Genomic DNA, 13,727 nt, shown 5'->3' with positions numbered 1-13,727 from the left:
CTTACAATTTTCAGTATTGTTAGGGCTATTTGATATAAATACTAGTAGTCAAACAAATATTTTAAAGCGTATTTATATTGAATTAACTGGCGTGAAATGATTGATAGAACGACTACACAGGTGTATTTCCTATTGAAACTGTTATGTGCGCTAGTACGTTCGTCTTACTGCTAAATGACGCCCCCTAACCCCTCTTAAATTAGAATAGTAAAGCCATGACACTCAGAAATTTAAAAGTCGAATATCAGACCACTCCGATAGGAATTGATGTGTTACAGCCGCGTTTTAGTTGGCAAATGACTCAGATCAAGGGAGTTAGAGGTCAACAACAGTCGGCCTATCAGATTATTGTTAAAGACGAAAATAACGTCATTATATGGGATACTGGACGACAATCCTCTGCTGTGTCCTTACACATTAGTTATGCGGGTAAACCACTACAGGCATGTACAAAATACCAATGGAGTGTCGCGGTTTGGGATAAAAATGAGAAGGTTTCAGTCAATCAATCTTGGTTTGAAACGGGTTTACTGAATGGGGATATTGACGCTTGGGATGGCGCACAATGGATTGGTGGCGGCGACCAGGATTTACCCCTATATGCAGATTATTTGCCTCTGTACGACTTGTCTGTAGATATTAAGATAAACAAAGGAAGTCAACGCGCTTCAGTAATTTTAGCCGCAAATGATCCTCGATTTTTAGATAAATATAAAAATATATATCAAAATCAAAGCACTAAAAATGAAAGTTATTTTCAAGTAGAAATAGACATATCAGCACTTGAAAATAATGCAGGTCAAGCTTTGCTTAATCTTTATCGAGCAGGTTACACCTTAACCGATGATCCTAAGACGCCAGTGGCGCAATTCGAAATAAAAGCGTCAATCATCAATAACGACAATAAATTTCAATCGCATCATCTGCTTATTCATAATGAGTATGGCACTGTGACGATTCAAGTCGATCATGACAGTGAATTTTACGTTACCGCTACTCCACCGCCTAGTTTAGAGACATTTTCGGAGAAAGCACGCGCGCCTATGATACATGGGGCAAAAGCCTATTTGAATGTTGAAGGGGGAGATCACGACACCCTTACTTACGGCATGCTAAACAATATAGGATTTTCTGTACAAGCAGGACAACAAGCTTGCTTTGAAAATCTACAAGTCACGAATATACACACGCCTAAAAACAAATTGTTCAGTGAAGATTTGTCGCCCCCCTATTTAGGGCGCTTTGCAGAACATATAGATAACCATCATTTTAAAGTTGAAAATGGCGCTTATAGAGTAAACGGCGGCGAAAATGGTGTTTTCGTGGTTGCTAATCCTAGCAAGAATGGCATGCCGATGCTGCGTTCGGAGTTTAATCTAGAAAATAAAGTGATAGCCAAAGCCAGACTCTATGTTACTGCTAGAGGAATTTACGAGTTCTATATTAATGGCCAAAGGATCAGTCATGACTACTACAATCCTGGATTAACTCAGTATAACGTGACCCACCTATATCAAACTTATGATGTTTCCAGACTATTAACAAAGGGTCCAAATGCAATGGGCGCTCTACTAGCCGAAGGTTGGTGGAGCGGTCTGATGAGCTACGGCAATAGTTGGCATACCTTCGCCGACAGACAATCATTGTTAGCAAAAGTTGTTGTTACCTATGAAGATGGTAGTGACGCAGTTTTCACAACCAATAAAGAACATTGGCAATTTCTTAATCAAGGTCCTGTTGTATACGGCAGTTTAGCAATGGGTGAAGTGTACGATGCCCGAAAAGAAAAACAGATAGAGGGTTGGAATCAACCGCATTTTAATACAAAAAATTGGCAACAGGCTGAAATAGTGAGCCTAAAAGATTCTGCCACTTCGGGCGATCGGCCCAATATGGCTATTGAGTCGCAGCACTTAAACTACGATGACATACAACTTATTGGGCAAATTGGTCAGCCCGCAACTGTTTACAAAGAAATAACAGCAAAAAGTGTCGACGAAGTACGTCCTGGGGTGTTTGTTTATGATCTTGGGCAAAATATTGTCGGCGTTCCAAAAGTAAATTTTGCAGATGGTAACGAAGGCCAAATAATTACGTTTCGTTTTGCAGAGATGTTATATCCCGACCAACCTGAATCGGGCCCAAATACAGGGATGATATTAACCGAAAACTACCGCGCAGCGCTTAGCCAAGATATTTACATAATGAAGAATGGTAAACAAAGCTATCAGCCACGTTTTACTTCACATGGTTTTCAATATATTGAAATAACAGGGATCGAAGAAGCCTTACCTTTAGACGTTGTAAAAGGAGTCGCAATTAGCTCTATAACCGAATTAACTGCAGGTTACCAAACGTCAAACAATAAAATAAATAAGCTTTGGTCAAATATCGTCTGGTCAAATATTGATAACTTTTTGTCCATACCCACAGATTGCCCTCAACGTAATGAACGTATGGGCTGGTCTGGGGATATCAATGTGTTTGCTCGCACCGCAACCTATATTAGTGATTCATCACAATTTCTTAGAAGGCACCTCAAAGCGTTAAGGGACACCCAAGATGCGAGTGGACGCTATCCAGACATTGCTCCTATTGGTGGCGGATTTGGCGGTATTTTGTGGGGTAGCGCAGGTATCACATTGCCTTGGGAAGCATACTGGCAGTTTGGAGACGTGGGACTATTAGCGGAAAACTATCCAGCCATGAAAAAATATATGGCTTACTTGGATTCGAAGATAGATCCCCAAAGTGGTTTTTGTACTGACGACGGTTTGGGTGATTGGTTAGGCCCCCAAGATACACAACTTGGATCGGCTTACCTCGCAACGGCTTATCATATTTACACCTTAAAAATTATGTCGAATATCGCAGACATTTTAGTTAAAGGCCAAGACGCTAACAATTTTTGGACTCGCTACGATGAGCGAAAAGCATTTTTTAATCAAACTTTTGTATCGAAAAGCCATAAAGCCATAGGTTGGCTTACCTACGGTAATATTTGGCAGCCGTCGACCCGAAAACCAGAATTTAAAATTGCGGATACACAAAGTGCATACGCCGTCGGTTTAGCCCTAGGTGCGTTTAACGAATCATATACAACTATAATGGCTGACAATTTAAACAACGCAGTAAAGCGTAAAAACGTCGATGATACTGGTGCTGAATTAGACGAATATTCTTTGATGACAGGTTTTATTGGCACTGCGTGGATTGCCGACGCTTTAAGCGAAAGCGGCCACAGCGCTACCGCCTATAAATTGATCCTAAATGACAAATACCCTTCATGGTTATATTCAGTCGATCAAGGTGCAACAACTATTTGGGAACGCCTAAATGGCTACACCAAAGAGAATGGTTTTGGTGGGAATAATGGTATGAACTCCTTTAACCACTATTCATTTGGCGCAGTGGGACAATGGATGATGGCACACTCGGCTGGGATTCAGCGAGCAGAGCCCGGCTTTAAACGATTTAAACTTAAACCACAAATCGACGATACGGGTGGCATCGATTGGGTCGACGCTTTTTATGATTCCCCTTATGGTAAAATTGCAAGTCACTGGTCGATTCAAAACAATACGTTACATTACAAAACTAGTGTTCCCGCAAACACCAGTGCAACGTTATACCTACCCACTCAAAATATTGAAACTGTCACTGAAGGTGCTCAACCTGTATCTAACAGCCTTGGTGTTTCCAACTTAAAATTGCAACATGGTTCGCTCACCATGGAGCTTGCCTCTGGAAGCTACTACTTTATCAGTGAGCTACCCAAAAACCACAGCAAAATTCAAAAATGCAACTAAAACCGTACAAAGCGTTTTCTAACCTTCTAGGTAGCTTTCTACCAAAAGAGCGAATTATAACTAGCTATGCTAAACGCCTGGCTTTTGGTGTTGACGCTAGTTTCTATCGACTTGTTCCGCAACTGGTATTAATACTCGATAACGAAGAAGAAGTGGTTAACGTTATAAAAGAGGCTGCCATTGCTAAACTGCCGGTGACCTTTAGAGCTGCCGGCACTAGCCTTTCAGGTCAAGCACAATCTGAGTCTATTTTAATACTACTCACAAACAGTTGGCGAACTCATGAAATTCTATCATTAGGGCTGAAAATAAAACTCGGGCCAGGGGTTATTGGGGCTGATGCTAACCGATATTTATTGCCTTACGGACGAAAAATAGGACCGGATCCTGCTTCAATCAACACCTGTAAAATTGCAGGTATTGCAGCAAATAATGCAAGCGGAATGTGTTGTGGTGTTGCGCAAAATAGTTATCATACATTAGACAGTATTCGTTTAGTTTTACATGACGGAGCTGTCTTAGATACCGGCGATGAAGCGAGTATCATTGCCTTTAAAAAAGACCATGACGATTTATTAAATAAGCTAAGTACTCTAGCGCTCGAAACCCGAAAAAATACAACACTTAGTGAACTGATTCATCATAAATATCGCTTGAAAAATACCACTGGTTACGCGATAAACTCTCTCGTCGATTTTGACGATCCTATCGATATCCTCGCCCATTTAATGATTGGCTCAGAAGGTACATTGGGCTTTATATCGTCCATTACTTATCACACTGTGACCGAGCATAAATATCGCGCTTCTGCGATGTTTTTTTTCCCAAATATGCAAACCACATGTCGAGCGGTAACGGCACTGGCAAAAGCCGATGTTGCTGCGGTTGAACTGATGGATCGTCGCGCATTGGCATCCGTAAGTGATATGCAAGGTTTACCCAATTTTATTAAAAGTCTTGATGACAATGTCAGTGCCTTGCTCATTGAAACTCGCGCTGGCAACGCACAATTATTGGCCCAGAAAGTAGAGAAATTACAAACACTTCTAGGGAATTTCGAACGATCCAATATTATTGATTTTACAAGTGATGCCAATGAATGTTCTCAGCTATGGGCTATTCGTAAAGGCACCTTTCCTGCCGTGGGTGCAGTACGAGAAAATGGTACCACAGTCATTATTGAAGACGTCGCCTTCCCCGTCGCCCGGTTAGCCGATGGTGTGGCTGATCTTCAATCCTTATTTGCTAAATATCGCTACGACGAGGCCATTATCTTCGGTCACGCACTTGATGGAAATTTGCATTTTGTTTTCACCCAAGACTTTGGCCAGCAAACTGAAATAGACCGCTATCAAGCCTTTATGGACGAAGTGTGTCAACTGGTTGCGATTGACTATCAAGGCTCATTAAAAGCTGAACATGGCACGGGGAGAAATATGGCGCCCTTTATTGAGTTAGAGTGGGGCAAACAAGCACTCGAACTTATGCAACAAATAAAGCAGCTCTTTGACCCTGCGAGCTTACTCAATCCCGGTGTCATTATAAATGATGATGCAGCAGCTCATATCAAACATTTGAAAGCACTTCCTTCAGCAGATCCCATTATCGATAAATGCATTGAATGTGGTTTTTGTGAACCGGCATGCCCATCAAACGGATTAAGCTTTACTCCACGACAACGCATTACCAGTTATAGAGAAATAAGCCGATTAAGACAGAGCACTGAAGAAAGTGGGTTATTAAAAGAACTTGAAGAAGAGTTTGATTTTTCAGGAATTGATACTTGTGCGGCAACCGGCCTGTGCGCTGATCGATGTCCAGTTGGGATCAATACTGGCGACCTAATTCGACAACTGCGCCATAAAAGAAATGAACAATACAACGGTATTTCGACCTATCTAATGGGAAACTTTTCGAAACTAGAAACCATTGCACGCACAACCTTAAGAGTTGCATCTTTTAGTCAAAAGTTAATAGGTAATAGAGCAATGGCTCGACTCAGCAACGCAATGAGAACCTTGTCTTTTAAAAAAATACCTTTGTGGAACGAATATCTACCGCAAAAAGCAGCTTATCACCCAAAAGTCTCAAAGGGCGTTGTAGGTAAATTAAAAAACAAGGTTGTTTATATTCCGAGTTGTGCGAGCCGAAATATGGGGGCAGCCTTAAACGCTTCTGAGCAACGCTCTTTAACAGAAGTCACTTTTTCGTTAATAGCAAAAGCAGGACTTGAAGTGATTAGCCCTGATCTAACTGGCCAATGTTGCGGTATGCCATTTAACAGTAAAGGCATGTTTGACCAAAGTCGTCTGCAAAGGGAAGCATTACTCAGTCAAATACAAGCACTGAGCGAAAACGGTAAATATCCTATTTTAATTGATACTAGCCCCTGTAAGGCCATGCTAATAGAAGACATCGATAAAACACTAAGACTTAGCATTTATGAGCCGGTGGCTTTTATTACTGATGTGTTAGCCGAACAGCTCGATTTTTCCCCTTTAGATGAAACCGTCATGTTACATGTAACCTGCTCGAGTAGAAGAATGGGTCTAGCCGAAAAAATGCAACAGCTAGCAGAACGTTGTAGTAACAATGTGATTATTCCCGAGCATATTTATTGCTGTGGATTCGCGGGCGATAAGGGGTTTACCACCCCAGAGCTTAATGCTAACGCCTTAGCAACCTTAAAGTCTCAAGTGCCAAACGACTGCCAGTCGGGTTACAGCAACAGTAGAACCTGTGAAATCGGCTTGTCGCAGCACGCAGGTATAGATTACCAATCAATAATCTACTTAGTTGATAAAGCCACAAGTGTGAAAACCCAAAATTGTAAATAACATAAGTATAAAAAGGAAATTCCTATGAAAATGAAGCAAGTTCAATTGTTCATTGCCTCCGTGGTGATAGCCTTGCTAACCAATATATCGGGTGCTGTTGCCGCTGAGAAAACGGTTGGCAAGTATCGTCTTTTCGAAAAAGAGCTGATAAACAAAAAAACTTACAACAATAAATTCGTCGATGTGGAGCTATTGGTCGACTACATCTCTCCATCTGGTAAAAAATGGCCATTCTGGGGATTTTTTGATGGTGACGGTAAAGGTAAAGGCAACAAACAACAGGGCAATATCTGGAAAATGCGATTTATGCCTGACGAAGTAGGTGTTTGGACCTATCAATATCGCTGGAGTGATGGCACAAAAGGCGGTAACGGGACTTTCATCAGCACCGAAAAGAATGCAGGTAAAGGCATCATTAAACCCTATGAAAAAAATCCTCACTGGTTTGCATACAACGGTACCGACCCAGTCTGGCTTAAGTCTTATTATGAAACTGGACATGGTGCTATTGCCCAAGATTTCGACTGGATGACAGATAATGTATTCCAACCTTTAATTGATAATGGTTATAACCACTTGCAGGTAAACTGGCTTTTATCCATGTGCTGCTATACACAATATTATCTAGATGGTCCGAAACCCTCAACTCTTGATTTGACGCTTTACAAAGCCGGTGAAATCACCAGCACAATGGACTTGAACGTCTGGAAACTCATGGAAAAACGCGTTGATTGGCTCAACCATAAAGATATTGGTATCCATATGTTTATTGGATTTGATGGAAGTAAAAATAACGGCCCAAGATGGGAAGATCTCAGTGAAGAAGAAAAAGTATTTTATGTCAAATATGTCATTGCTCGACTTGGAGCATTTGCGAATATAGCAGGCTGGAATTTAGTCTGGGAAATCGATGGTGGACGCGAAACTCATGGATTAGGCTGGGCTAAGCTTGTCAAGAAGTATGATATTTTCGACCACCTTCGTACCTATCAAGACGAAATGCCCCGAGACAATCACTTTAGTGAAGATGCCTATAACTTTGCAGCCGTTGAAAACCATCTCATCGTTGCACCTGATAAAAGCTTGGAACGTTATAACTATTGGCGAACGGCATGGACCCATTATATGGCCTCGATACTAGGATACGTGGGTAAACCTGTGTATATGATGGAAGGCAATTCATTATGGCAACGATACTGGCATCCTCGCTCTGGTGCGACACAAGACGATTTACGCCAAGCGGCTTGGGCAACAACCATGGCAGCAGCATCATTCAATTGGAATGGGGCTGAGTCAGAAAAGGGACTCTATGCAAAAGGACCTTACGGGTTACCTATATATAAGGAGAATCCATTTTATGCTTCATCGCGATATATTGATCTCATTGAACGAGTCATGAATGAAGAAGTGCAGTTTTATAAATTAACACCGCAGAGCGACCAACTCACCAGACATGACCCTTTTCGAGTGTTCGCTTTGATAGAAGAAGGTCAACAGTACGTCGTATATTCGATAAAGGGTGAACCGTTTTCACTATTCTTGAGTGAAGGAACGTATAACAACAATGTATGGATCAATACTAAAACCGGTGAAAAACAACCGGCTACTGCTGTGACCGGCTTAGGTTCACTTTTAATTATCCCTAAAGGTTACAAGAGTCGTGAAGAATGGCCTCAATCCGTCAGTTTCACGCCCCCGAGTAATAACACAGACTGGCTACTGATTGTCCGGAAATGAATCTGACAATAAATGATCTAATCAGAAAAATAGTGCAAACACGGCTCTTTTTGCATTTCAAGAAACAAATTGAGTCTGTTTTTTAAATTAAAGCTGTCTGGACAGCTAGTTAACTTTAGGATGAATTCGATGAAAAAGGTTACATTATTCGGTGCCGGTGGAAAAATGGGCATCCGACTAGGAAAAAACTTAGCAAATTCTGATTTCGCAGTATGCCACGTTGAAGTCGCGCCAGAAGGCATTGCACGATTAAAAGCAGAAGTAGGCGCAGACCCTGTCGATCCTGATCAAGCGATTATTGGTGCTGATGTTGTCATTCTTGCCATTCCAGATACTGTGATTGGCAAAGTAGCCCAGTCTTTGGTGCCTAAGTTATCGCCCGGCACCATGCTCATGGTATTGGATGGCGCAGCACCATACGCAGGGCATTTACCAGAGCGAGCAGACATTAGCTACTTTATTTCACACCCTTGTCACCCGCCAATTTTTAATAATGAAACAACAGAAGCTGGGCGCAACGATCATTTTGGTGGCATCGCAGCTAAACAAAGTGTCGTCAACGCTCTAATGCAAGGCCCTGAAAGTCATTATGAATTAGGCGATAAAGTTGCTAGGGCTATGTATGCCCCAGTTTCGCGTACTCACCGTTGTACTGTTGAGCAAATGGCCTTCCTTGAGCCAGGGCTGTCTGAAACAGTGTGTGCCTCACTATTAGTCGTTATGCGACAAGCGATGGATGAAGTAGTTAAAAAGGGTGTATCAGAAGAATGCGCGCGGGACTTTTTACTAGGTCACATGAACATTCTTAGTGCTGTTATTTTTGAGGAAATTGAAGGTGTTTTCTCTGACGCATGTAATAAAGCAATCGAATACGGCATTCCTACGTTAATGAAAGACGATTGGAAAAAAGTGTTTGACCCTGATAGGGTTTTGCAAAGTGTGCATCGCATCACCTAATTCGTGTTTATTAATGTTATCCAATAAAGGTATTTCGTTCATTACCGATTAATACCATTCCGTATTGATAACGCTGAGTGAGTAGTTATCAACACGGATTGGTATAAGCATTCATTTTGCTAGGAATTGGAATAATTGATTTATTAATCAACGCTATTGCGATTAGACAATAGTATGTTTAGCTTTTATGGATAACATTCCTATCAGTGACAACTTGATCTGTAATTGGTTCGTTCTAACGTCGTGGATAATAATCTATTTTTGATGATGTCAAAAGTAATGAGAATGAGACAAATAACTCCCTTTTATGTGCTCAATCAATAATTTAATTTTGTTTGGAAGTTGTTTGGTAAAAGGATAAACCGCGTAGACCCCTTGCTTTTTCGCCACCACTTGGGGAAACAAGTCCAGTAAGCTTCCTTTCATAAGATCGTGATACACTAAACATTTGGGGACGTAAGCAATACCATAACTACTCAATGCTGCTTTACGCAACGCGGCCGCGTTATTAGTTGAAAAGGCCCCCGAGACTTTCACAATATAATTTCCCTTTGCCGATCTAAATTGCCAATCACTTGCACCGCTCTTTTGATAGGCGTAACGCAAACAATTATGCTTAATTAGATCACTGGGTTTAAAGGGTTCACCATTTTTTTCCAAATAGTTAGGAGACGCACACACCACCCATTGAGAATCAATAATATGCCGAGCAATTAGACTTGAATCATCAAGATGACCCGTTCTAATGACAAGATCGAAACCCTCTTCTATTAAGTCGACGAACTGATTATCCATAGACATGTCTACCGTTAACCCCTTATGGTTATGGCAAAACTCAGCCACAGCATCGGCCAACAACAAATCTCCTGATACAGTCGGAACAGACATTTTGATGTGACCTGCGATAGTGTCGCCAAAACCAGATACCGAAAGTATCGCCTCACTAGTCGCCTGTCGAACGTTCTTTGCTCTTTGAACAAGTGTTCCCCCCGCCTCAGTTAACGTTAACTTACGGGTAGTGCGGTACAACAGCTGAACACCTAACTCTTTTTCCAAGCGGGCAATTCGTTTACTGACCACAGAGTTAGTTAAGTTATTCACTTCAGCCGCCTTGCTAAAGCTACCTAGTTCAATGACTTGTGAAAATAGGATCAAATCGTTGGCTTGCATCATTAATATCTTTTTAGAAATAATATTATTCATTATTTCCATTTATTAACAAAAAATAAAGGAGTAAGTTGGCATGAATTAACATCAACTACTTTTCAAGACTAAACGCTATCTATTTGGACTATTAACATGATCATTTCCGCGCCAACCGATTACCGCAAAGCAGCAAAAGCCAAACTGCCACCATTCCTATTTCATTATATTGACGGTGGTTCGAATTCTGAACGTACATTGCAACGTAATACTGAAGATTTAGCGCAAATTCCATTACGTCAACGGGTCTTGAATAACATGTCTAACCTGAGTCTAGAAACCAAGGTATTCGACGAAAAGCTCAGTATGCCCATTGCCTTAGCACCAGTTGGTTTAACTGGTATGTACGCTCGAAGAGGTGAAGTTAAAGCAGCTAAAGCAGCTGAAAACATGGGGTTGCCCTATATCATGTCTACCGTTTCTGTATGTCCCATAGAGGAAGTTACGCCGGCTATTAAGCGCCCAATGTGGTTTCAACTTTATGTACTTAAAGATCGTGGATTTATGAAGAATGTTCTTGAACGAGCTAAAGCAGCCGGTATAACGACCCTTGTTTTTACGGTTGATATGCCCGTCCCAGGAGCCCGCTACCGCGACATGCATTCCGGGATGAGTGGCCCCTTTGCGGCATTTCGTCGTGTTTTTCAATCTATGTTTCATCCTCAGTGGGCATTTGATGTTGGTATCTTTGGAAAACCCCATGATCTAGGTAACATTTCGACCTACCATGGCAAACCCACTAAATTAGAAGATTATATTGGTTGGCTAGGCAAAAATTTCGACCCATCTATTTGTTGGAAAGATCTTGAATGGATCAGACTCTATTGGGAAGGGCCAATAATCATCAAAGGCATTTTGGATGTAGAAGATGCGAAGGATGCGGTAAATTTTGGCGCAGACGGGATTGTGGTGTCAAACCACGGCGGCCGCCAACTTGACGGCGTAATTTCATCTGCCAAGGCATTGCCTGACATCGCCGACGCCGTGAAAGGTTCATTAAAAATATTTGCTGATTCAGGAATTCGCTCGGGGTTAGATGTTGTGCGGATGCTTGCTTTAGGCGCTGATTGTACATTGCTAGGGCGCTCGTATATCTATGCTCTAGCGGCACATGGTCAATCAGGTGTAGAAAACCTACTCAAACTGTACGAAAATGAAATGCGCGTGGCTATGACCTTGGCAGGTGCAAATAAGATCACCGATATAACTCTAAATTCCTTGGCCAATATTAAGTAGAAATATGAGCTAGTCATAGTAATCTATAAGCTAGCTCAATTAGTGACGTTTAATTAACGCGATCTATTATTTACCCCTTCTACTTATTCCTTTGCCTGTAGCAGCTCTATCCCCTCTCATATGAATGCTCAAGAGATAAAATATTTTGATAATGTCCTACTAATTGTCCTGAGCCAATATAAAATGCACGTTAAATGTTAGCACTTCCCTTATGAGTTTTAAGGTCATAGGCAAATTCACCTACTATAGCCTCTACACTTGAATTAATTCTCCTCCAAACGACAAAGCATCTAGCAAATTAATTATTCACAAACATAATTAACCTGAACTCGGGATAAGCCATACCGTCCAGCACCGCTTGCGACATTAACAATTTAATGCGATAAAATAATGTCGGTTTAAGCTAATTTCGCCACGAATACTCCTGTGTTTGTCAATGTAAGGACAAGGACAATTACAATGTCACCCCGTTTTTCCAAATCGCAACTTCACGGATTTCATTCAGTTCATTCTTAACGAGCTCGCCATTACAACTTTTGACCAATAAATCGACAAATTCCTGTAATAAATCATCCATGCTTGTATCAGTCACTAAGCGGCCTGCGTCAAAATCTATCCATCTAGTTTTCTTCTTCGCAAGTTCGCTATTCGTAGCAATTTTTAAAGTGGGTACAAAACCACCATAGGGCGTTCCTCGCCCAGTGGTAAACAACACCATATGGCAACCACTGGCGGCCAGTGCACTGGTGGCAATAGCATCATTACCGGGGGCATTCAGTAAATTTAACCCGGGAGTCGTCAGTTTTTGACCATATTTTAGGACTGCCTGCACGGTACTTTGCCCTGCTTTTTGAGTACAGCCTAAGGACTTGTCTTCTAAGGTAGTAATGCCACCATCTTTATTCCCAGGGGACGGATTTTCATAAATGGGTTGATTATGCGCTTTATAATAACGTTTAAAACCATTCACCATGGCCACCAAATCATTAAAGGTTGCCTCGTCTTTACATCGTTCCATAAGAAGGGTTTCTGCCCCAAACATTTCAGGCACTTCGGTCAACACTGTTGTACCGCCACGGGCAATTAAAAAATCTGAAAACTGACCTAACAGAGGATTCGCGGTAATCCCTGATAGTCCGTCACTACCACCACATTCCAAACCAAATTTCACTTCTGATAATCGACCAATTTGACGCTTATCTTGTTTAATGGTTTGGTAAATTTGCTCCATCAACTGCACGCCAGCTTCAACTTCATCTTCTACTTGTTGCGATATTAAGAACTTAATTCTGTCTTGGTTGAATTCTCCTAGGCCACTTTTAAACACCGAGATCTGATTATTTTCACAACCCAACCCCACCACTAGCGCCCCTCCTGCGTTAGGGTGACTCGCCATGTTTTGTAACAAAACTCGGGTCGTGGCTAAATCATCGCCTAATTGTGAACAGCCAAATTGGTGAGGAAAAACGTACACGCCGTCTATTTCTAATTCGGGATGGTTACTTAAGAACGCCTTTACCATTTGCTGCGCCATACCATTAACGCAACCTACTGTGGGTATCAGCCATAATTCATTGCGAATAGCAACATTACCATTTTCCCTGCGATAAATTTGCACCTCTGGAGAATCATCAACTTGTAAGTTCGAAGGACTAATTAGTGGCTGATATTGATATTCCAATGCATCATGTAAATTGGTTTTAATATCCTCTACGTGTACCCATTTCCCAGCGGGTATATCGGCTAAAGCATGACCAATAGGCGCACCATACTTAATAAGATACTCTCCCTTTTTTATCGCTGAAATAGCTACTTTATGACCTTTAACCACATCAGTTAAGGGGGTGATCGCTAGATCATCAACTTGGTAGGTTTCACCTGATTTGAGTGGTGTCAGGGCAATCACCACATTGTCTGATTGATGTAAACGAATAAAATGTTTCACTCA

The 13,727-nt window shown here is 41.5% G+C and carries 7 protein-coding genes; 5 read left to right on the top strand and 2 right to left on the bottom strand.

Translation table 11 applies throughout. From position 1 onward, the window contains the following. Window positions 1–215: 215 nt before the first annotated feature. From ABJK37_RS04120 to ABJK37_RS04105, 4 genes are all read left to right on the top strand, one after another. Complete coding sequence (locus ABJK37_RS04120; protein WP_348350409.1) at window positions 216–3,809, top strand: family 78 glycoside hydrolase catalytic domain; 3,594 nt, start codon at window positions 216–218, stop codon at window positions 3,807–3,809. Next, entirely contained in the window at window positions 3,800–6,646 is a 2,847-nt protein-coding gene (locus ABJK37_RS04115) for an FAD-binding and (Fe-S)-binding domain-containing protein (RefSeq protein ID WP_348350407.1), read from the top strand. The genes ABJK37_RS04120 and ABJK37_RS04115 overlap by 10 nt, the downstream gene beginning before the upstream one ends. A gap of 24 nt (window positions 6,647–6,670) precedes the next feature. Next, entirely contained in the window at window positions 6,671–8,383 is a 1,713-nt protein-coding gene (locus tag ABJK37_RS04110; protein WP_348350405.1) for a DUF5060 domain-containing protein, read from the top strand. Window positions 8,384–8,512: 129 nt separating this feature from the next. Then, the gene (locus ABJK37_RS04105; RefSeq protein WP_348350403.1) at window positions 8,513–9,340 is read left to right on the top strand and encodes a phosphogluconate dehydrogenase C-terminal domain-containing protein; all 828 of its coding nucleotides are present in this window, start codon (window positions 8,513–8,515) and stop codon (window positions 9,338–9,340) included. A 270-nt stretch (window positions 9,341–9,610) separates the two neighbouring features. Here ABJK37_RS04105 and ABJK37_RS04100 read toward each other — a convergent pair whose 3' ends face one another. Then, window positions 9,611–10,510 (bottom strand): LysR family transcriptional regulator, encoded by a 900-nt coding sequence (locus ABJK37_RS04100; RefSeq protein WP_348350467.1) that lies wholly within the window; start codon window positions 10,508–10,510, stop codon window positions 9,611–9,613. Between the two features lie 129 nt (window positions 10,511–10,639). Between ABJK37_RS04100 and lldD the strand changes: the two genes are divergently transcribed. Further along, window positions 10,640–11,779 carry an FMN-dependent L-lactate dehydrogenase LldD gene (lldD, locus tag ABJK37_RS04095; protein WP_348350401.1) on the top strand — a complete coding sequence of 380 codons (1,140 nt, stop codon included), beginning with the start codon at window positions 10,640–10,642 and terminating at the stop codon, window positions 11,777–11,779. Window positions 11,780–12,233: 454 nt separating this feature from the next. Here lldD and ABJK37_RS04090 read toward each other — a convergent pair whose 3' ends face one another. Next, window positions 12,234–13,724, bottom strand: a complete 1,491-nt coding sequence (locus tag ABJK37_RS04090) for an altronate dehydratase family protein (protein WP_348350399.1) — start codon at window positions 13,722–13,724, stop codon at window positions 12,234–12,236. Window positions 13,725–13,727 lie beyond the last annotated feature (3 nt).

The sequence above is a fragment of the Paraglaciecola sp. genome (assembly GCF_039964565.1).
Taxonomy (GTDB): Bacteria; Pseudomonadota; Gammaproteobacteria; order Enterobacterales; family Alteromonadaceae; genus Paraglaciecola.
The sequence above is the reverse complement of the archived record's forward strand: the minus strand, read 5'-3'. Positions and strand labels throughout refer to the sequence as shown.